The sequence below is a fragment of the Spirochaetota bacterium genome (genome assembly GCA_025061835.1).
Classification (GTDB): Bacteria; Spirochaetota; Brevinematia; order DTOW01; family DTOW01; genus SKYB106.
Map to the genome: position 1 here is coordinate 1 of JANXAC010000017.1, position 20,867 is coordinate 20,867.

Annotated in this window: 18 protein-coding genes; 9 read left to right on the plus strand and 9 right to left on the minus strand. The window is 35.5% G+C overall.

What is annotated here, in order from left to right:
- Positions 1-504: CRISPR-associated endoribonuclease Cas6 (gene cas6, locus NZ579_06430; GenBank protein MCS7299572.1), on the plus strand; the 504-nt coding region annotated here is incomplete at its 5' end.
- A gap of 146 nt (positions 505-650) precedes the next feature.
- Here the strand turns inward: cas6 and NZ579_06435 are convergent.
- The 4 genes from NZ579_06435 to NZ579_06450 form a co-directional block, all read right to left on the minus strand.
- On the minus strand, positions 651-1,490 hold the full coding sequence (locus NZ579_06435; protein ID MCS7299573.1) for a site-specific DNA-methyltransferase: 840 nt from the start codon (positions 1,488-1,490) through the stop codon (positions 651-653).
- Positions 1,487-2,038 carry a hypothetical protein gene (locus NZ579_06440; protein MCS7299574.1) on the minus strand — a complete coding sequence of 184 codons (552 nt, stop codon included), beginning with the start codon at positions 2,036-2,038 and terminating at the stop codon, positions 1,487-1,489. The genes NZ579_06435 and NZ579_06440 overlap by 4 nt, the downstream gene beginning before the upstream one ends.
- A 315-nt stretch (positions 2,039-2,353) precedes the next feature.
- Complete coding sequence (locus NZ579_06445; GenBank protein ID MCS7299575.1) at positions 2,354-3,175, minus strand: SDR family oxidoreductase; 822 nt, start codon at positions 3,173-3,175, stop codon at positions 2,354-2,356.
- 13 nt (positions 3,176-3,188) lie between these two features.
- Positions 3,189-3,770 (minus strand): TetR/AcrR family transcriptional regulator, encoded by a 582-nt coding sequence (locus tag NZ579_06450; protein ID MCS7299576.1) that lies wholly within the window; start codon positions 3,768-3,770, stop codon positions 3,189-3,191.
- Between the two features lie 150 nt (positions 3,771-3,920).
- On the opposite strand from NZ579_06450, the gene NZ579_06455 reads away from it, so the two are divergent.
- Both NZ579_06455 and ruvA read left to right on the plus strand, forming a co-directional pair.
- A complete protein-coding gene (locus NZ579_06455; protein MCS7299577.1) occupies positions 3,921-6,737 on the plus strand; it encodes an SEC-C metal-binding domain-containing protein in 2,817 nt (938 codons plus the stop codon).
- Positions 6,738-6,740: 3 nt separating this feature from the next.
- The gene (gene ruvA / locus NZ579_06460) at positions 6,741-7,328 is read left to right on the plus strand and encodes a Holliday junction branch migration protein RuvA (protein MCS7299578.1); all 588 of its coding nucleotides are present in this window, start codon (positions 6,741-6,743) and stop codon (positions 7,326-7,328) included.
- Positions 7,329-7,335: 7 nt separating this feature from the next.
- Here ruvA and NZ579_06465 read toward each other — a convergent pair whose 3' ends face one another.
- Both NZ579_06465 and NZ579_06470 read right to left on the minus strand, forming a co-directional pair.
- A complete protein-coding gene (locus tag NZ579_06465) occupies positions 7,336-7,641 on the minus strand; it encodes a metal-sensitive transcriptional regulator (GenBank protein MCS7299579.1) in 306 nt (101 codons plus the stop codon).
- 146 nt (positions 7,642-7,787) lie between these two features.
- Entirely contained in the window at positions 7,788-8,735 is a 948-nt protein-coding gene (locus tag NZ579_06470) for a hypothetical protein (GenBank protein ID MCS7299580.1), read from the minus strand.
- A gap of 209 nt (positions 8,736-8,944) precedes the next feature.
- Between NZ579_06470 and pyrH the strand changes: the two genes are divergently transcribed.
- A complete protein-coding gene (pyrH, locus tag NZ579_06475; GenBank protein MCS7299581.1) occupies positions 8,945-9,655 on the plus strand; it encodes a UMP kinase in 711 nt (236 codons plus the stop codon).
- Positions 9,655-10,767, plus strand: a complete 1,113-nt coding sequence (locus NZ579_06480) for a glycosyltransferase family 4 protein (GenBank protein ID MCS7299582.1) — start codon at positions 9,655-9,657, stop codon at positions 10,765-10,767. Before pyrH ends, NZ579_06480 begins: the two co-directional genes overlap by 1 nt.
- Before the next feature lie 130 nt (positions 10,768-10,897).
- Here the strand turns inward: NZ579_06480 and NZ579_06485 are convergent, their stop codons facing one another.
- Positions 10,898-11,650 carry a TlyA family RNA methyltransferase gene (locus tag NZ579_06485; protein MCS7299583.1) on the minus strand — a complete coding sequence of 251 codons (753 nt, stop codon included), beginning with the start codon at positions 11,648-11,650 and terminating at the stop codon, positions 10,898-10,900.
- 14 nt (positions 11,651-11,664) lie between these two features.
- The gene (lpxA, locus tag NZ579_06490) at positions 11,665-12,474 is read right to left on the minus strand and encodes an acyl-ACP--UDP-N-acetylglucosamine O-acyltransferase (GenBank protein ID MCS7299584.1); all 810 of its coding nucleotides are present in this window, start codon (positions 12,472-12,474) and stop codon (positions 11,665-11,667) included.
- A gap of 147 nt (positions 12,475-12,621) precedes the next feature.
- Here lpxA and NZ579_06495 point away from each other — a divergent pair, with 147 nt between their 5' ends.
- On the plus strand, positions 12,622-13,695 hold the full coding sequence (locus NZ579_06495) for a DUF4912 domain-containing protein (GenBank protein MCS7299585.1): 1,074 nt from the start codon (positions 12,622-12,624) through the stop codon (positions 13,693-13,695).
- Positions 13,696-13,849: 154 nt separating this feature from the next.
- Here NZ579_06495 and NZ579_06500 read toward each other — a convergent pair whose 3' ends face one another.
- Positions 13,850-14,944 carry a hypothetical protein gene (locus NZ579_06500; GenBank protein ID MCS7299586.1) on the minus strand — a complete coding sequence of 365 codons (1,095 nt, stop codon included), beginning with the start codon at positions 14,942-14,944 and terminating at the stop codon, positions 13,850-13,852.
- A gap of 154 nt (positions 14,945-15,098) precedes the next feature.
- Between NZ579_06500 and NZ579_06505 the strand changes: the two genes are divergently transcribed.
- From NZ579_06505 to NZ579_06515, 3 genes are read left to right on the plus strand one after another with little or no spacing between them, the layout of a single operon-like run.
- Complete coding sequence (locus tag NZ579_06505) at positions 15,099-17,666, plus strand: lamin tail domain-containing protein (GenBank protein MCS7299587.1); 2,568 nt, start codon at positions 15,099-15,101, stop codon at positions 17,664-17,666.
- A gap of 54 nt (positions 17,667-17,720) precedes the next feature.
- Positions 17,721-19,211, plus strand: a complete 1,491-nt coding sequence (locus tag NZ579_06510) for a bifunctional metallophosphatase/5'-nucleotidase (protein MCS7299588.1) — start codon at positions 17,721-17,723, stop codon at positions 19,209-19,211.
- An 11-nt stretch (positions 19,212-19,222) separates the two neighbouring features.
- Entirely contained in the window at positions 19,223-20,863 is a 1,641-nt protein-coding gene (locus NZ579_06515) for a hypothetical protein (protein MCS7299589.1), read from the plus strand.
- The last annotated feature ends 4 nt before the right edge of the window (positions 20,864-20,867 follow it).

Below are 20,867 nucleotides of genomic sequence, written 5' to 3' on the forward strand. Positions count from 1 at the left end.
CCACCTGTTTATTTCTATTTCGCTACATCGGTTAATCTGATAATTGATACTCTCTCTGCGGAAGTGTTGAAGATTAAGCAAGTTAAGATTGGGAACAATCAGGTAATGGTTGAATCTGTTGATTTTAACATTATAAAACCTTCAAACGAGGTTGATGTCAAAACTGTATCTCCTATTACAGTCCATATACCCGAAGAAAATAAGAATAGATACCTCTCACCTTATGATGAGAGATTTTTTGAATTTTTGAAGTCAAATCTTAATAGGAAGTTTATGGCAAACTTTGGATATAGTAGTGATGATGTTTTGATAATACCTCTGTCTAAGAGATGGAAGAAAGTAGTTACATTCTTCAAGAATACTCCTGTTGTTGGTTGGGAGGGTAGGCTACTACTTAAGGGAGAAGAGAAGATGATAGGTTTAGCACTCTCAACAGGGCTAGGTAGCAAAAACTCACAAGGCTTTGGAATGATAATAGAACAAGATAACCAATTTAGGAAATGAATTTGAATGCTTAACAAGTTTTGAATATTGTTCATTATATGAATGATTTTCATTCAGATGGTGAATTAAAATACGAGAAGAGGTTTATTGCGAGGAAGGATTGGGGAAACTTTGAATAGTTTTCTTATTGTTTATTCGTAATATCTTCACCAGAGTGAGTTTGGTTGTTGGGCTTTTAACTTCTTATCCCACATACCTTTTTCTTTTCTTTCTTTGAATGTCATCTCTATGAAATGTTTATTAATTTCTTCCATAACTCTGTTTTTCTCATCTATGTAGTTGTTGAGTCTGCTTATTGAGTAATCTACATACTCTTGTGATATATCTATCCCTATGTATGATTTTGAAAGTATTTTGGATGCTACTAGTGTTGTTCCAGTTCCGCAGAATGGGTCAATTACGATACCGTTTCTGTCCTCTAGGATTGAATATATGATTCTCGCTGGTAACTCTATTGGAAAGACTGCAGGATGTGATTTATGGGAAAATTCTGGTGTGATTTCCCAAACTGATGTGAATTTTGCGTGTTGGGGTTTTAACTCTTTTGGTTTTTGCTTGACGAGCCAGTATATTCTCTCATCAACTTGCCAGAACCTCCAGCCTCTTATGTTTCCTGCTATCCTCCTGTTCCATATAATCTCCTGCCAAACTATCCATTTTGTCTTACTTATCCATTCCATAGGATGTATCATTCTGCCGTCCTCATACCGTATCTTGTGATTGTAGAAGAAGCAACCGTCATCTTTTATTATTCTATATAGTTCATTCAATACTTCAACTTGCCATTCTTGGTATTTTTTTTCGTCCATAGTGTCTTTAGCACCTTTGTACTTAACCTTTTCAACCAGCCACCCTCCATATTTTTCTTTTTTGTTATATGGTGGTGATGTGATACCTAAATCTACTGAGTTAGAAGGAATGCTTCTCAAAACCTCTAATACATCTCCACATATTACTTTATTTAGTAAATTCTCTATTCTGTTCATACTGTTTTTGTTTGTAAGAATTCAAATAATTCTCTAGAAATATATTCTTTATACTTAGAGTAATCGTCCCTTATGAATGAAACTTCTAAATCTTTACAATCTTTGTAGTCTTTAAAGCTAAAGGATGCGGACCTTAGATATTGTCCTGTTTCTCTTCGTTTCTTTGGGAATCTTCTTTCTAACTGTTCTTTTAGTTTGTTCTTTATACAATCAAATTCAAACTTTAATATGTAAATCAATTTCCCATTTATATAACCTGCTGATAAGATTAGAGGATTGTCTTTTTCATGAGATTTAAATCTTTCAAGTGTGTAGTCGTTGAAGCTACCTCCTCCATTTAATTTTCGCTTTTTACTTGTATCAATGTTTTGAGGTTTTACTTCAATTTTGCGATTTTGGATGGAACCGTTGTAACCAAGTTTTTCTTGATTCATCTTTGCTCCAAGTATTACCATAGGTATTAGTTCTCGCAGAGTAGAAGAATTTTTATCGTTAAGATAAGTATCAAGTAATTCTACTAGAATATTTACAATCTCCTGTTTAGACATTTTATCAATGTAGTCTTCAATATGACTAATATCACTAGTTAGAGAGTATTTTATACTATGAGTTCGTATAGTTTTTGTTTCACACAAAGTAATTATAGAATCTATGAAAGTTTTTGTTCAAATACTCTAAACACTAGTAGAAAACTTCTAGACAGTTTTTTGTGTATTTTTAGGTTGCTGTGTATCGTTTAGTTAGAATAGTTGAAAAAACGATTCATATCTTCACTAATGGTGAGTTATAAAAATCCCGGGGAAGTTAAGTGTTGAAGGGTATTTTATCGTTCTTTGGTGAAGAAAATATACTATCCTTGCTTGTTATGCTGATAGAAATCCTCCATCTACTGGTATTACCGCTCCGTGGACATAAGAAAACAAATCGCTTACCAATGCTAATACAACCCTACCTATGTCTTCAGGTTTTCCAAGCTTTTTTGACGGGAGTCTATCCCAGAATCGCCTACCTGATTTGAGAAGAGTCAAATCAAATTTCATCAGTGCTTTTTTGGCAAGGTTTTTCGTTCCTGATGTAACGATGCCTCCCGGCAGTATGGCGTTAACTCTAAAGCCTTTGTGGGCATATTCCCTTGCTAGTGCTCTTGTGATTGCTATAACACCTGCTTTGCTAGCAGTATAGTGTGTAAGACCTTCAACGAGTGGTAATACCGCCTCTATTGAAGATATATTAACTATCGTTCCTCCTCTGCTTCTTTCAAGGTTCCTTTTTATCATAAACTGACACATCCAGAAACAAGATTTAAGGTTTATGTCTATAGCCTTGTTCAGAAACTCTTCGTCAATTTCTAAAAAATCCTTGAATTGATACAAGCCTACATTGTTTATGAGTATGTCTGGTTCTGCATTTCTAACTTCGTCCCATAGTTTCTGAATTTCTTTTCTACTTGATAGGTCGTATTGGAATATCCTTACTTTTCTTCCCTTTCCCTCAGATTCTTCTTTTAACTCCAACAGTGAGTTAAGGTTGTAATCTACTGCGTATATTGTTGCTCCTGCATCTGCAAGAGTGTTTGCTATCCCTTTACCTATTCCACTCCCTGCACCTGTTATCATAGCTGTCCTCCCTTCTAGAGAGATTAAATTTATTTTCTGTGAAGTGATGATTGCCTTTTCATTATTCATATCTAACCCTCCATTAACAATTTTTTGAAACGAGAAAATACATAATGTCAGTTATTTTATCAATGTAGGTGTTTTTAATGATTTCAGTTTCTTCACCATCAAGCCTACTCTCTAAGTGGATTATACCGGCAACTAGGTTTGTCATTATCGCACAGTCAATGTAGGATAGATTATCAGAGAGTTTGAATTTGTTCTTTATTTTTGAGATTAAGTTTTCAAAAACCCAAGATATTAACTCACTTACCGTAGATCCTATTTTATCGCTGTATATGAACCCTTCCCTAAAAAAGATTTTAACTACATCCTTGTGTGTTGTGATGTAGTCTACGAGATTTACGACTAATGTTCTTATGAAATCCTTGAGTGATGCGAATGATTCTATATCCATATCTTGAACTGTCTTGTAGAATTCGTCAATGCTTTTTCTAATGATACTTACGAGTAGTCCATCCTTACTTGAGAAGTAGTAGTATATCATCGCTTTGTTGATGTTTGAATCCTTCGCTATTTCATCAACAGATGTAGCGTCAAAACCCTTCGTTGAAAAGAGTTTTATCGCAGATCCCATTATCCTATCCCTAGGAGAAGTCTCCATAATCCCTCCCTTTATTAACTTACTGGTTAGTTAATTAAATTATAAAAAGTTTTTTACTGTTTTTCAACTATATTTTCATTAGCAAGTCTTATCATCTCAATTTGATTTTAGTTGAATAGTTGGAATATATTTTTACTTTGAGAGGGTAGTATGGGTATTTTGGAGAAGATATTTGGCACAAAGCACGAGAGAGATATAAAGAAGATAAGACCATTTGTTGAGGAGGTGTCAAAACTTGAAGTAGAGTTTGACAGACTTACGAATAGAGAGCTTATAGAAGTTGCGAATGAACTTAGAAGTAAAGTTAGGAGTAGTGGTAGGATTGGGGATGATGATCTTGTGAAGGGGACTGCTCTTGTAAGGGAAGCGAGTAAGAGAACACTTGGAATGCGACATTTTGATGTTCAGATAATAGGTGGAATTGTTTTGTTTCAGGGTAAGATAGCAGAGATGAAAACAGGAGAGGGTAAGACACTCGTTGCTACTATACCACTATTCGTTGAGTCGCTAACGGGTAATAATGTTCAACTCGTTACGGTTAATGACTACCTTGCGAGAAGAGATGCGGAATGGATGGGGCCTATATATCTCTTTCTTGGTGCTACCGTCGGAGTTATTAATCCTAATGATAAGAGTTATGTCGTTGAGTGGGAGAATATAGAAAAATTTAATTATGCTATTGAGAATGACATAAGAGCATGGCCTAAAGGTGTGTTTTTGGATGATATACTATCGGAGGATAAGATAAACAAGGAAGCAATAGATTGTTTCAAAGTTAAACTTGTGAATGCTACGAAGAAGGATGCATACCTATGCGATATTACATACGGAACAAACAATGAATTTGGTTTTGACTACTTGAGAGACAATATGGTTTATTCACTTGAGGATAAGGTTCAGAGAGGGCATCATTACGCAATAGTTGATGAGGTTGACTCAATATTGATAGATGAAGCAAGAACACCTCTTATAATATCTGGTCCTGCGGTTGAAAACACAGAGATATACATAACCGCTGATAGTATCGTAAGGAAGCTGACTCCTGCGAAAGTTGATGAAAAGGGCAAACCTATACCGAACACTGGTGATTTCGTTATAAACGAAAAGGAAAAGAACGCTTACTTGACGGAAGAAGGTATGAAGAAAGTAGAAGAGATGACATCAATGAAAGGTCTTTTCAGTGCTATTGATACGAAGAGTTTGATGATGGTTCATGCTATCAATCAAGCGTTGAGAGCTCATCATCTTTTCAAGAGAGATGTTGATTACTCGGTTGTCTCTGGAGAGATTGTTATAATAGACGAATTCACAGGAAGATATATGTATGGTAGGAGGTGGAGTGATGGATTACATCAGGCAATTGAGGCGAAAGAGAGAGTGCCTATAAAACAAGAGTTTAGAACTCTAGCAACTATCACTTTCCAAAACTACTTTAGGATGTATAAGAAACTTGCTGGTATGACGGGAACCGCAGAGACTGAAGCAGAGGAGTTTTGGAAGATATATAAACTTGATGTTGTTGTCATACCTACTCACAAACCTGTTGTGAGAAAAGATGCCAATGATAAGATATTTGCAACGGAGAAGGAAAAGTTTGAAGCAGTTGTTAGAGAAATAAAAGAACTACACAAGAAAGGTGTTCCTATACTCGTTGGGACTATATCGGTTGAGAAATCTGAGATGCTCTCAAGAATGCTGTCAAAAGAAAAGATTCCTCATAATGTTTTGAACGCGAAGAATCACGAAAAAGAGGCAAAGATAATCGCCGAGGCTGGTAAAAAGTATGCAGTTACGGTTGCTACGAATATGGCTGGTAGAGGTGTGGATATAAAGTTAGGGGAAGGTGTGAGAGAACTGGGAGGACTACATGTTATTGGAACGGAGAGACACGAAGCAAGAAGGATAGACAACCAGTTGAGAGGTAGGTCAGGAAGACAAGGTGATCCTGGTTTCACTAGGTTCTATGTTTCATTTGAAGATGATCTTCTTAGACTTTTTGGCTCTGATAGGTTGAAGAATCTTATGAGTATGATGAAGTGGGAGTATGGGCAGGAACTTGAACATCCGTGGCTTACATCTGCGATAGAAAACGCTCAAAAGAAGGTTGAGAGGTATAACTTTGAGATAAGAAGATATCTACTTGAGTATGATAACGTCCTAAACGAACAGAGAAACCTTATATACTCCCTAAGAGATAAGATACTCTCAATTGTAGAGATAGAGAAGATAGTTAGAAAGATGATTTCAGACTATTTCTTTGATATACAGGAAAAGGATAGGGCGAATGGTTCTTATCTAGGAGTTGGTGGTATAGTAGAGATTATAAATAATACATTTGCATTCAGTGTCAGTGAAGAGTTTCTAAACAATCTGTTTAAGAATACTGTTAAAGATGATGAGAGATTTGAAAAGTTGTCTGAAGTTTTATACACGGGTATTAGAAGGAGGATTGGTGATAATGTGTCTGATAGGGCTTTTCTTGAGGGAGTTAAGTTTCTTCTACTCAACATAATAGATATGAAATGGATAGAACATTTACATAAGATTGAGGAATTGAGAGAGGGTATAACTTTAAGGTCCTATGGAGAGAGAAATCCTCTCGTTGAGTTTAAACTTGATGCTTACGAAGTATTTCATAATACAATGAAAGAGATAAGAGAAGAATTTTGCTTCATCTTCGCTAGAATGAGAGTATCGGTTGAGGAGAAGGTTGGAGATGTTGGTCTGATATCACTTGACAAGTTAGCGATTAGACACGAAGAGGTCGGGCAGTTTAGAGCAGTTAATCCGTTTGCTTCCGTTATGAATGCTTCTCAATCACAAGAAACTATAAAGACTGTAAAGAGGCCGAAGCCTAATGATCCCTGTTGGTGCGGAAGTGGAAGGAAATATAAAAAATGTCATATGGAAGAGGATATGAAAAAAGACCTAGAATCTTCGGGAATAATATATGTTAGCAGAAAGTAGTATATGTTTGACTATTTAGTTGGTAAGGTTGTTGAGATTGATGATGGTAGAGTAGTCTTGGAAGTTAACAACATAGGTTATTCTATTTACCTATCTTTTAGGGATTTATCTTCTATTGAGGTTGGTAAGGAATATAAGGTTTATCTGTACAGGCACTTGTATGAGAACGGTGATGAACTGTATGGATTTCTAGATAGAGATTCAAGAAAAGTTTTTCTGGCGCTTATGAGTGTGAGTAGTGTAGGTTCTAAACTGGCTATGAAGATTCTTTCACACTTCTCACCTTCTGAAATTGTAAGGGCAGTAATTAAAGGAGACACTAGTGTTTTGTCTTCTGTTAAGGGGATTAGTGAGAAAACATCAGAAAGAATAGTTGCTGAACTTAAAAGTTCTATTCACAAACTTGGTATAAAGGTTGATGAGGAGAAATCAAATTTTGATGACATTGTGAAGGCTTTGAGGAGTTTAGGATACAATCAGAATGATATACTCTTCGCTATAAACACTGCTAAGAAATCAAATCCTAGACTACTTTATGAGGATATATCCACTGCGCTACACAGTTGTCTCGCTGTGCTGAAGAATAGGTGATTGATGACTACTTTGACCTAAGAACCTTTGTTAGGATCTTGACTATTTCAATAGTGTCAAGGTTTTTGTATTCCTCTGGGTCTGATTGATACATTTCCAAATGTCCTTCAAGGATACTGATTATTGTTTCATTGACTGCTGATTTTACAGCTACCAACTGTAAGACTATCTCTTCGCAAGGTCTATCCTCCTCAATCATCTTAACGATAGATTCAAGATGTCCCTTGGCTCTGTTTATCCTACTTTTCAGGTTATGCTTGAGTTCGTGAGGTAAATGCGAAGGTCGGTATTTTTCAATCTTTACTTTTTCCATTGTTCCTTCTCCAAATTATTTTCTTACTTTACAGGCAAAACATACATTTGGTTCATAACTAAAAGTTATTACCTTCATAATGATGAAGCTATTTATGGTATATAATATGACACTAGATACATTATTTGTCAAGTTTTCAAAAACTGTTAGAATACATAGAAAAGCACACTGAAGATAATGAGAGTAATACCTGTTATCAGGTCCTCATTGTGTTCAAGTTTATCCAGTTTGAATTTTTGTATAACCTTTTCGCCAAGTCCTACTAGTATGTAAGTGAGAATTACGGTGATGGCCCAATAGGTTAAGGATAGTAGAATTATGCCACTGATCCCTAAAACGCTCGCTTGTATGTAGTAGATTTCTATCTCGGCGCAGGGGGAGAAGAACAGTGCTATTCCTAGTCCTAACACACTACTCCATTTGCTTAAACCTACAGACCTGTCTAGACTAACACTGTGCTCTGAACTCACATTACTTATACTATGATGTATATGGTTGTGTGAGTGAGTATGTAGATGGATACTATTATCATCGTTAGTGTGTTCGTGATGGCTAAAAAACAAAAATTTATGCTTTCGCTCTAGTAATTTCTGTATGACTATTATGCTAACTAGCGATAGAATTATGAATATACCTAGAACCAAAACATCAAGACTGAAATTGCTTCTAATCAGTATAGTGGTTATCAAGATTACGATACTAACGATAACTAATCCCAACAAATACACAGACTTTTTGTGTGAGTGTAGTAGATGGAATTCGGTTCTTGAGTGGTGGTGATGGTGTTTTGAGAAATCAAATATGTGTAGGGAGACAAAAATTGTTCCCATAAGTATGAATATTCCGCTTGGTATTACTTTTGACAAGCCTTCAAAGTTTTTAAATATTTCCATTCCGAGAATACCTATCGCTGAACCTACTATTATGGTGCTCAATGCGTGCATAGTTGATACTATGAAGATTGAAACTTTCGTGAAACTGCTACTCCATTCTTGATACCTTGATAGTGTTATAATAGGGACCCAGTGATTTGGTATAAGCGTGTGTATGATGCTCAAAAACGCTCCTCCTAGAAACAGCAAAATATACTCCATAAACTGCCCTCCTAAAAATGAAGTATATATATTCTGTTGCTACAAGTGTTTCTCTTATTAGTAAGGATTTCTAAACGGCTTTTTGAAGTATTAATTATCCAGTTTTTGTTTTCAATTTAAACATTTTCCGTATTTATCAAAAGTGTTTCAAGTGTATCTCGGTTCAATTTGAAATAGTATTGAAATATTGAATATAATTTTGAAAGTTTATGTTGAAGTTCAAGAGGTGTGTGATAAAGATAAGTGGTGAGGTTTTGGGAGGGGCTAGTGGGTTTGGAATTGATATGGATGTTGTTGCGTTTGTTGTTGATGAAGTTTTAAAGGCTTACGAATTAGGAGCTGAAGTTAGTATAGTGGTAGGTGGTGGTAATTTTATAAGAGGTAGTAAGGTTGCTGTCAAGGGGATTGAGAGAGTTAATAGTGATAGACTTGGAATGATATCAACGATACTTAATTCAATAACACTTTCTGATACATTCACTTCAAGGGGGGTTAGTTCAATTGTTCTTTCTGCTATACCTGTTGATGGAATAGCGGAGAAGTATTCGGTAGAGAAGGCTTTAGAATACCTTTCAAAACGATATATACTACTTCTTGCTGGTGGGACTGGTAATCCGTTTTTCTCTACGGATACATCGGCAGTATTGAGGGCGGCAGAACTTCAAGCAGATGTTGTCTTAAAAGCAACCAAAGTTGATGGTATCTACGACAAAGACCCTATGAAATATCCTGATGCTAAAAAGTTTGAAGAAATTGATGGTAATGAGGTGTTATTGAGAAACTTGAAGGTTATGGATTTAACTGCTTTCAGTTTGAGCTGTGAGAGTAAGATACCAATTGTTGTCTTTAACCTTATGGAGAAAGATGTGATAAGAAAGATTGTATCTGGTGAGAAAGTTGGAACTTTTGTGAGGGTTTAATGAAGTTTGCTTTGGTTTCTGACTGGATTGTTTCTTTTGCTGGTTCAGAGAGAGTTGTTAAGCATATCTACTCTCTGTATCCTTCAGATGTTTTCACACTTGTGGCTAATGACGAGACACTTCAAAAGGTTGGTATTCCAAGCGATAGAGTAGTTCAATCATTCATTTCTAGACTTCCATTTTCAAAAGAGAAATATAGAAACTATCTTCCTCTCTTCCCGATAGCGATAGAACAGTTTGACCTATCAAGTTATGATGTTATCATATCGTCTTCGCACGCAGTAGCGAAGGGTGTTTTGACAAAGCATTATCAACTACATGTCTGCTATTGTCATACGCCGATAAGGTATGCTTGGGATTTGTATCACCAGTATCTCAAAGAAGCAAACCTAGAAAAAGGGCTTAAGTCTCTCATAGCAAGAGTCATACTACACTACATAAGATTGTGGGATTATTCTACGGCGAATAGGGTAGATTATTTTATCTCAAACTCAAGATACACTGCAAGAAGGATTAAAAAGATTTACGGTAGAGATGCTGAAGTTATCTATCCACCTGTTGACGTTGAGAGTTTTAGATTGAGAGAGGATAAGGAAGAGTTTTATCTAGTTGCGTCTAGAATGGTGCCATACAAGATGATACCGATGGTTGTAGAAACATTCTCTTATCTTCCAGATAGGAAGCTGGTTGTGATAGGTGATGGTCCTGAATTTAAAAAAGTTAAGAATATCGCAAAAGGTAAGAGTAATATTGAAATTTTGGGGTATCAACCTAATGAGGTATTGATAGACTATATGCAGAGAGCGAAAGCGTTTATATTTGCTGCGGAAGAAGACTTTGGTATTATGCCCGTTGAAGCGATGGCCTGTGGAACACCTGTCATTGCTTTCGGTAGAGGAGGAACGGTAGAAACTGTCGTTGATGGTAAAACAGGAGTATTCTTCTATGAACAAACACCTTCAGCACTCAAGGATGCAATACTGAAGTTTGAAAAAATACAGGACGAGATTGATCCAAAGTTTGTAAGGTCAAACGCAGAAAAGTTTTCAGAGAGTGTCTTCAGAAGTAGAATAAAAGAATTCATTGATGACAAGATAAACAAATTATTCTAGATTTGTAGAGAGAATATAGACTTTGTTCTAGTTATGAATTCTGAATTCTACTAATTTTGTTCGTTGCGATAAGTTTAGCATTCAAGTTGTTTTATTGACTATGGGTTATACTACTGACAGTAAATCTATATCAATCGTTTCTCTTAATGAAGTAAATGAAGTATTCTTGGTTGCCGTCAGTTCCTTTGAGTTTTGATGGAGTTAAGCCGAGTATCTCAAAGTTGTTCTCTTCCAAGAATGTTTTTACTTTCTGTATCGCTAGGTTGTGGTATTCTTCTTTTACTATACCACCTTTACCAACATACTTTGGTTCAAGTTCAAACTGTGGTTTTATTAGAACTAGAAATTCGGTTTTTTCTTTTGCAACTTTGGCTACAGGTATTATAACTTTCGTAACAGATATGAATGATAGGTCCATAACAACAAGTTCAGGTAGCAATTCAAACTTAACTTTCCCTTCCTCACAGAGAGTATCTAGGTACCTAGCGTTAATTCGTTCATAAACTATGACTCTCGGATTGCTTCTTAATTCCTGTGCTAACTGTCCGTATCCAACATCAATAGCATAGACAAGTTTTGCTTTGTTTTGTAAAAGGCAATCGGTGAAGCCACCAGTTGATGCACCTACATCCATACATACCTTACCTTCAGCACTAATCTTAAAATCGTTTATCGCTCCTTCTAGTTTGTATCCACCTCTACTGACATATTTAGGTTTTTCTAGTAATTCTATCTTATCGTCAGTCTTTACTTGATAAGATGGTTTAAATACTTTTTGGTCATTGACTAAAACCATACCAGCCATTATGAGTCTTTTAGCGATTTCTCTAGAACTGATTATTCCTCTCTCTACTAATATGTTATCAAGTCTCTCCTTCTTCATATTGGATTTGTGAGTTATTCAACTATTCCTTCCTCTTCTGTTCTTAATCCTTTTGCTATTCCTCTCTTGGACGAGAGGATAAAGTCAGATATGTATTTTATGTTTGGGTCATCAGGAAACATATCAACGATTACTTTCGCAGCGTCTCTAATTGTGTATTCAGATTTGTAGATTATCTTGTATGCTTCCTTTATTCTATTTCTCTGTTCAGGCGTGAAGTTTCTTCTTCTCAATCCAACAGAATTTATTCCAACAACTTCTGCGTGATTACCTAATGCCATGGTAAAAGGTGGTATGTCTTGAACTACTTTTGAGAGTGCTCCTATCATCACATACTTACCAACTCTAGCATACTGGTGTATTCCTATAAGTGCGGATATAAAAGCTCCGTCTTCAACTACCGAAAATCCTGCGAGAAGACAGTTATTAACCAAAACTACTTCATCTCCAACAACGCAGTCATGAGCGATATGTGAGCCAACCATAAGTAAGCATTTGTTTCCTATTTTGGTTGATGAGTCCTTTGATGTAGGTTTGTGAATTGTAACGAACTCTCTTATAGTGTTTTCATTTCCTATTTCAATGAACCCAACCTCTTCACCTTTGTATTTCAAATCTTGTGGGTCAGAACCTATTACTGCGTAAGGACCTATCTTATTGAGGTTACCTATCTTGACATTGCCGTATATACAACTTCCTATTTCTAATATAGAACCATCACCAATTATTACATTTCCCTTAATGACAGCATAAGGACCTATTTCTACCTCAGAACCTAGATTTACATTCCCTTCTATTATTGCCGTGTGATGGATTTTAGGCATACATCCTCCTGAACTTTAATTAAAATATTTTTGAAAGGTAGTATTAAAATCAATTTACTGTCCTTTCATTGAAGTTAGTGTTTTGTTGAAAACATTTTCAATGTTTTTTATAATACTGTTGAGTTTAGTGTTTTAGAGGAGGATTTTATGAAGAGTTTTGATACTATGACAAAGGATGAGCTAGTCAAAGTAGCGAAAGAAAAGGGTCTAGATGTTAATTCAAAGATGAAGAAGGAAGATATAATTAAAATGCTTCAGGGGGAGGCTAAAACTTCTAAATCTAGAACTTCTGCTAAAACAAGTAAATTAAAAACTGGTAAAACTAAGAAGATATTAGAGCAGATTGAAAAATCAATAGATACTGCTATATCTTCATCTCAGGTTTATGAAACTGAAACAAGTGTTGTTTATTTCGTTGAGCAACCAAAGGAACTACCCCATGAGTATGGAGACACGAAGATTGTTTTGTTAGTCCAAGATCCATATTGGACACATGTTTATTGGGAGATATCTCATAAGAGAAGAGAGGAGTTAGGGCTGTTGCCGAGAGGTGAGCATGGGAAACAGATGGTTCTGAGAGTTTATGATGTTACAGGAGTAGAAAGTGTATTCAACGGATTAAACGCAAATTCTTTCTTTGATGTGTATGTAAATGACTATACAAATAACTGGTATATCAATGTTCCAGAGTATGATAGGAGTTATTGTGTAGATCTCGGTGTAATTATTGATGGAAACTTCATAGTGATTGCTAGATCAAACATCATTAGAGTTCCGAGGGGTAGTGTCTCTCCGTTCTATGATGAGGAATGGATGATAGTAACTGATGATATACTCAGAGCATCAGGATTAGGTGTCCTACACGAGGTCGTGGGTTCTGGAATGATGTTGAGAGCACTTGAGATGCCGTTTAACATATCATCAGCAGAGTTTGTTAGTTCTTTTGCAATACCTGAAAGACCACCTCAGAGAAAAGGTTTTTGGTTGGAAGTCCATACTGAATTGACAGTTTATGGTCAAACAGAACCCGACGCAACCGTAACAATATTCGGTGAAAAGATAAAACTTGATAAAGATGGTAAGTTCTACCTTAAGATGTATCTACCAGATGGTATAAGAAACATACCTATTGTTGGCACATCATCCGATGGAACTCACACAATATCAGTAATACCAATAGTTGAAAAGAAAACTGAAAGATACGAGGATATAAGAAGATAAACTAACTATTCCAACTTAAGGATGGGATATTAGGAATAAATATGAAAGGTTTAGTCTAATTACAGTATTACTACTAATGTTTGGTGATCTCGTTGCTTATAGTAGGAGGTCATTCAAGGAATTCTTACTTCCGTATCTTTAATTCTTCTAGATACTATTCAACATCCAGTGTCTTTACAATACCATCTTCAATATATCCTATCCTTATCTTTCCTTGGTAGGTTATAAAGTCAGCATACTTAAAAGGTCCATAATTATTCGGTTCTACAAAGATATACCAGTTGTCATTACTTTTGTATTTAAATACAAGTTTGTCATTAATAGTCAAGTGTTTTGTTATGTTTTCATAAATTCCGTATTCTATATCGTAGTATATTTTGTATCCATTACTAACCTTTGATAGTATTAGGTATTTACCGTTCTTTTCTTCTAGTTTTACTAATATTCCATCCACTACAAAGTTTGAGTTAGCGTTGCTTATAAGAGTATAGTTTGAGTTTGTGAAAATTAGTGTAATTCCTCTATCTGAAACTATCAGGTTGTATATGTTGGGTTCTAGTTTTTCGGTGGGGTGTAGAAACCAATTTCTCCCAATTCTATAGGCAAAACTGAATTGGGTTTCGTTTGCGAATGATAGTGGTGGTATAACATTACCAAATCCTACATAATCTCCTTCGTTAATCTTTAGATTGTGATTTTTACCATTTACATAGACAAAGTAGAAAGTATTGTCCTGTTGAGAGAATGAAAGGTTGTATGCGAAGTCATAAGGTCCATAATCTCTTCCGTTAACGTTAACATAAAATTTACCACCAACAACATTCGTTCCATCAAATGTTCCACCTACATTGTATATGAAAGCGACAGTTGTTCCGTCTTTAGATTGTTCAAACTCGGATACATAACTATAGTATCCAAAGGTTCTATCACCTACTCTGATTGACCAGCCTAGTGTAGGCTTAAACCCAACAACATAAGTTCTTCCATCCTTTAAGAACCCAAAATCAGTTATTAGCATATAACTACCTATTGTGTTGGTTGATGTTGATACAAAAATTGCTTTTCTTTGAAAACTTCTTATTAGTTTCTCAAACGAATAAACATTAACAGTCTCATTTGAATAATATGCTACAGCAAAATCACCATTAGGTCCTAGTTTTATGTCTATTAGTTCAACATTCCTAAAGTCATTTCTTGAGCAAGAACTTAAGAGTATTAGGAATGCTATTACTAAAATCACTATTCTCATAGTAAGATATTATGAATGTATATTCATTTATGTTTGAAGTTAGTGAATTTTGTAGTTTTTGAGTTCATTTCAATATTTACATATCATTTACATTAATTTTATGTTTTGTTAAAGAAATGGTTTTAGAATTTCTACAAAAATAGGAGGTTATCTTATGAAGAAAACACTTATTTTTACAATGGTTGTTGCGATACTTGCTTCGGCTACACTTTTCTATAGTTGTAGTAGGGAAGTTGCTCAACCTTCAAATAATCAGTCTCAGGTTGATGATGGTGGAAACAATAATAACAACAACAATAACAATAATAATCAGAACAATGTTTCCTATGGTCCTCTTGACCTAGTAATAACTGAGATTAACTGGGGAGGGTCATATTCAAATGACACATCTGCTACTGCAGATGGAGAGTTTGTTGAGATAATGAATAACACTACCAACACTATAAATCTTGGTGGTTTTCAATTGAGGTATGATGGTGGGGGTAGTTTTACGAACAAGAGGGTTACACTTCCTTCTACTTTAAGTCTTGCTCCTGGTGAGTTTTTAGTTGTATTCATAACTAATAATACTCACAATCCATACAGTTTGGTTGTTAATACAGGAACATACAAGAGGTTTTTGTGGAGTGGGATAAACTATATAGGTAATAGTGGATTTAGGGTAGCGATAATAGCGCCGAATGGTGATGAGATAGACTTTGTTGAGACGAGGAGTGGGCAACCTGGGCAGGTTGCGATAAAGGGTAGTTCAGGGACGCCAAAGAGGACTATGGAGAGAGTATTGCCGTTTATAAGTGGGACAAATAATAGTGCTTGGGAAGCTGCTGTGAGCAATATCAACTATGCTTATGGTGGAACTAACAATCTTGGGACGCCTGGTGCTTCAAACTCTGTGTGGTTTGTCTTTAGAACTATATCGTTATCTACTCCTACTAATAATACAACTATAAATAAAGCACTGAATTCAACGCAGAATTTTGTATGGACGCTGACAGGTTCAGGAAGTTCATATTCATCGTATATACTAGTATTCACTACTAATAACCAAGTATTTACGAATATATCAGTGAATGCTACTAACACTAATATAAACATCCTCGCATTCCCAGTAGAAACCTATAAGTGGTTTGTTCTAGGAGTATCTGGTGGTATAACTAACTCTTCAACCGGCACGAATACACTAATAATTACCAACTTTGGTAATATAACATTAACATCACCTCCTGACAATGATATTCACAACATAGCGATAGATGGTAATAACATTAGTTTCAGTTGGTCCTACAGTCCTTTAGGGTCTTTACACATAGCGAATGTGTATTTACTTGATTCTAGTGATAATCCTGTTAGGTCAAATATGAATGTATCTTCAACTAGTTCAAGTATTAACATTTCAACTCTGCCTTATGGTGATTACAAGTGGTATGTCATGGCTTCAAATACTAACTCTGCTCTAGTAGTGTATTCCACAACTAATAATATTAAGATAACTAATTACGCTTCTGTTGGTTTGACATCACCTTCAGACAATTATACCAATAACATAGTAGAAAATGGAACTACCATAATCTTCTCTTGGGCATATTCACCTACTGCTGCTTTCAATCAAGCTAATGTTTATGTTTTGGACAGTATGAATAATGTTGTTGCTTCTGTAACTGGTTTAACTACAACTTCTTGGAGTACAAGCATACCAAATGTAGGTGTGTATAATTGGTATGTTCTCGCTACGAATACTTCTACAGGAATGTACTCGTATTCATCTACAAACACCATATATGTTACGAATTTTGGTAGCATATCTCTAGTATCCTATCCTACCAACAATCACAGACACAACATACTATCTGATGGAAATAGTATATCACTCTCCTGGAGCTACACTCCAGCAGGTGCGTTCAATCAAGCAACTGTCTATATACTGAACGCAGTGAATAATACTATTGCTATGTCAACTAATGTTAATACAACTAATCCTTCTATAGACCTATCTTCACTACCAAGTGGTAGATATAGATGGTTTGTAATGGCAACTAACACAACCTACGGTATATCCGCATACACTCCTACGAACAACATAAGTGTGTATAGGATATCTAATATATACAGTGGTGTATTCTTCTCTGAAATAAGCTGGGCTGGATATAGGATTTCTTCAACAAGTGTTATTGGTGATGGTGAATTCATTGAACTTTACAATACCAATTCTTACGATATTAATCTCAATGGTTGGACATTATCGTATCTGAATAATACATATGGCGCTAATAGGAATTACAAAATAACTAACGACTTAATAATAAGAGCAAATTCAATATTGCTTCTACTCAATGCTACCTCAAATACAAATTATCTGAATATGAACAACATAGAAGATTACTACTTCTATACTAATGTTGGTAATGTTATAGCTAATGGTGGTTTTGTCTTCTGGCTGTGGTCGGTTAGTGGTGGTGTTACGAATGTATCTGATCATGTTATAGCAACTACTAGTGGAACAAATACCTTTACTCCTGCTGGTGCTAATACACCACCTCTGTTTTCAACAAACGGTGGTTTTGCACCCATAGGTTCTTCTTCTGGAACGAATATTTCTATGGTGAGAACTAATTTCATATATGCTCCTACAAATGCTACACTATGGAGACAGGCTACTAATGCTACTAATCTAATAAATGGTGCTCAGGATCATACGAGAGCAACCCCTGGAGTATTGTATTAATGATCTCACCGCACCTTCGGGTGCGGTTTTCTTTTTAAGTTTGGATAAGCGACTATGAAGAAAGTGTTTAAAATGTTTGTTATATCTCTGTTAAGTATCCTAGTATTAAATCCTCTATCTTCAGTAGCATCTACTAACTCTCTATTGTTGGTCTTCTTTAATGATACTCACGGTAAGATACTACCTTTCAAGGATGCTTCAGGAAAGTTAGTTGGTGGTATCTCAAGAAGAGCAACACTACTAAAAGAGATTAGAAAAACGAATAAGAATGTTTTGGTTTTTGATGCTGGAGATCTACTCACAGGTTCAATATACAGTAGTGCTTTCTACGGTGAGATTGATGTTGTTTTGATGAATGAAATGAACTACACTGCCGCAGTAGTAGGTAATCACGAACTGGACTTTGGTCTTACTAACATACTTTACCTTTCTAGAATAGCAAAATTCCCATTCCTTTCTGTGAATATGAAGGATGAAAAAGGAAATCCTATATTTCCTCAAATGGTTACAACAAACATAAATGATTTAAGGATTGCCATAGTTGGTCTCACTATATCTGATAAATCTGTTTATAATCCTATTTATCTGTCAGATATAACAATAGAAAGTGAATTAGTATCTATAACGAATTTTATTGTCTCTCAAAAAGTCAGAGAAAAAAACGATTTGGTAATACTTGTTAGTCATACTTATTTAAGCACAAACTATAGAGTTGCTGAAACTGGACTTGTTGATGTTATCCTTTCTGGACACGACCATGCCTTGACATCAAGGAGAATAGGGAATACACTTGTTGCCCAAGCGTGGCAGTGGGGTGGATATGCTGGTATTGTTAGAGTTGATTTCGTTGGTAAAAACATTGTCAGTATCACAAACTACTTTATACTGATTGATGACACATTTACGAATGATGAAAAGATTGATAGCATAATAAAACAGTATGATGTCAAGTTATCCGATAAGTTCAACTCTGTTATAGCAAAGTCTGACCTCTTTTTAGATGCTTCAAAGATAAGAAGTGAATACTCGCCTCTTGGTGGTATAGTAGCGGATATTGTCGCAAGGCAGTCTCAAGTTGAGATAGCAATAATAAACGCAGGTAGCGTTAGGTCAAGTGTCCAAAAGGGTAATATAACTATAAAAGACATTTACGAACTCTATCCTTTTGACAATAATGTTGTTGTTCTAAATTTAAGAGGTAGGACTCTTAAGAAGATTATGGAGAAAGGGCTCAACAATCGTGGTAAGGGTGCTTTTCTATACTATTCACATCCTGTTGAGGTTGTTATAACAAGTAAGAGGACAAATTATCTCTACGGTGGTGTGCCAATATATGATGATGTTTTATATTCTGTTGCGGTTTCAGACTTTATTTACAATGGTGGTGATGGATACAACGAGTTCAAGGAAGAGGGTGTAAATGCTGTCAATACAGGTAATCCTATAAGGGATATGATCTTGTATCGCTTGAGTAGTGTAGGTGTCTTGGATGAGAGAAACTTTGACACTAGACCTAGAATTATCGTTGAAACAAAGAAAAGATAGGAGGTTAAGTTATGATAAAAAGATACTTTCAGGCTTTAAGTCAGTTTGACAAAATTAAACTAATCTCTGTAGGTAGAGTGAGTGATAAAAAGTTGAATCTATCTACTCTTGTAGCAAGTATCAAGTGGATTGTTGGTGGAGTAATGACGCTGGTTTTGATACTCAACGCAACACTTTTTGCGAATACAAACTTTGTAAAGGATGTCAAGATTGGCGCTTACTTGAATAATAGTTTCTACTACTTCAACAATGGAGATTTGAGAGCTCTTGATAATAGAAGTGTAACGACAGTTGAGAATACCGACGATGCGGTTGGGATTGTATATTCTAGAGTTGGAGTTGAGATAGGTTTGAATGTTTATGAGACCATAGACTTCTACTTGAATGCTTACAAACCTTTCTTCTGGGGTAATGATTCTGCTGAGTATAACTCTGAAGGCAACTCCATATTCCTAAAGGAAGCGAATATGAATATCGGACTCTACAGATATGAGAAGATTTCTTATCTTGACTTAAAGGTAGGAAGACAGTTCTACTCAATAAATACAACTAGATTTAAGAATTTTGTATTAAAAGACATACTTGATGCTCTGATAGTGAAGTTTGGTTATAGTATCTTTGGGTTTGAGTTAGGTTTTGATTTCTTCTCAATGAATAGCCCTGCTGAAGGTGTTTATATACTAAAAGATGATAGGCATCCTTACACTGTTAGGTATTTTGACGGTGATGTAAATACTTATAAGTTATTTACAACACTATCCTTAAGTTTATCAAACGATTTTATAAAGGATAGTTTGAGTAAGGTTTATTTCATTTTCGCTAGGATAGGTGCGATGGGTGAGAGTCCTAATCAAGGTGGTTGGGAGATAACTAGGGGTGGTGCTGAAGGAAACTTTGCTGATAACGATTTTGCTTTAGTTGGTGGTTTGTCTTCCTATTTTGATTTTGAACTAGTATCTTTTATGGTAGAGTTTGCTCTTTCATACGGGATTGATAGAAAGCATAGAACTTTTCCTAATGTTGAGACATTCGGTTTTCTTGGATATTTAGGAGTTGAGTTTGTCTCTGATGTTTTCAAGGCTGGGCTTGATGGATTGTATGTTAGTAGTGCTAACACTGATAGGAATGGAAACTACATAAATTATGGTTTTATCTCAATGAAGGGTGATAGAGTAGGAGGAATGTTATTCAGTAAATACTATGGAAACTATCCTAGTGCTATTGTGAATTATCAGGGTATAGTGTTTAAACCTTTTGGACTACACAGGTCATCTCCTACCGCTATGGGGAGTGCTAAAGTTGGTATAGAAGACTTGAATATTCTGTCATTTTCAAAAGATCCAAATAGCAATGGTCTTGGATTGATGGTTGAGTTTTACGCATACCTTGATACTTCTCAATCTTCTGCAAACCTTAATGCAAGTGGGTTAAGGATTGATGTTTATGACCAGAAGAGGTTTGGTAAGTTTATGGCTACTGAACTCAATGTGATAGGTAAGTATAAGTTCTACAACGGAAGTATGGAAACAGGTATAAATTTTGGTTGGCTTTTACCTTTTGATTTCTATAGCATACCTGTTAGCATCCCTAAAGCGCCTTATGGATTGTATGACTTTATTGGGTTTGAAGTTTTCTTGAACACACGAATATAGGAGT

What these genes read in the sequence shown, in the direction of transcription:
- NZ579_06435 (MCS7299573.1), bottom strand. Translation starts at nt 1,490, where the DNA reads ATGAACAGAATAGAGAATTTACTAAATAAAGTAATATGTGGAGATGTA.
- NZ579_06440 (MCS7299574.1), bottom strand. Translation starts at nt 2,038, where the DNA reads ATGTCTAAACAGGAGATTGTAAATATTCTAGTAGAATTACTTGATACT.
- NZ579_06445 (MCS7299575.1), bottom strand. Translation starts at nt 3,175, where the DNA reads ATGAATAATGAAAAGGCAATCATCACTTCACAGAAAATAAATTTAATC.
- NZ579_06450 (MCS7299576.1), bottom strand. Translation starts at nt 3,770, where the DNA reads ATGGAGACTTCTCCTAGGGATAGGATAATGGGATCTGCGATAAAACTC.
- NZ579_06455 (MCS7299577.1), top strand. Translation starts at nt 3,921, where the DNA reads ATGGGTATTTTGGAGAAGATATTTGGCACAAAGCACGAGAGAGATATA.
- ruvA (MCS7299578.1), top strand. Translation starts at nt 6,741, where the DNA reads ATGTTTGACTATTTAGTTGGTAAGGTTGTTGAGATTGATGATGGTAGA.
- NZ579_06465 (MCS7299579.1), bottom strand. Translation starts at nt 7,641, where the DNA reads ATGGAAAAAGTAAAGATTGAAAAATACCGACCTTCGCATTTACCTCAC.
- NZ579_06470 (MCS7299580.1), bottom strand. Translation starts at nt 8,735, where the DNA reads ATGGAGTATATTTTGCTGTTTCTAGGAGGAGCGTTTTTGAGCATCATA.
- pyrH (MCS7299581.1), top strand. Translation starts at nt 8,945, where the DNA reads ATGTTGAAGTTCAAGAGGTGTGTGATAAAGATAAGTGGTGAGGTTTTG.
- NZ579_06480 (MCS7299582.1), top strand. Translation starts at nt 9,655, where the DNA reads ATGAAGTTTGCTTTGGTTTCTGACTGGATTGTTTCTTTTGCTGGTTCA.
- NZ579_06485 (MCS7299583.1), bottom strand. Translation starts at nt 11,650, where the DNA reads ATGAAGAAGGAGAGACTTGATAACATATTAGTAGAGAGAGGAATAATC.
- lpxA (MCS7299584.1), bottom strand. Translation starts at nt 12,474, where the DNA reads ATGCCTAAAATCCATCACACGGCAATAATAGAAGGGAATGTAAATCTA.
- NZ579_06495 (MCS7299585.1), top strand. Translation starts at nt 12,622, where the DNA reads ATGAAGAGTTTTGATACTATGACAAAGGATGAGCTAGTCAAAGTAGCG.
- NZ579_06500 (MCS7299586.1), bottom strand. Translation starts at nt 14,944, where the DNA reads ATGAGAATAGTGATTTTAGTAATAGCATTCCTAATACTCTTAAGTTCT.
- NZ579_06505 (MCS7299587.1), top strand. Translation starts at nt 15,099, where the DNA reads ATGAAGAAAACACTTATTTTTACAATGGTTGTTGCGATACTTGCTTCG.
- NZ579_06510 (MCS7299588.1), top strand. Translation starts at nt 17,721, where the DNA reads ATGAAGAAAGTGTTTAAAATGTTTGTTATATCTCTGTTAAGTATCCTA.
- NZ579_06515 (MCS7299589.1), top strand. Translation starts at nt 19,223, where the DNA reads ATGATAAAAAGATACTTTCAGGCTTTAAGTCAGTTTGACAAAATTAAA.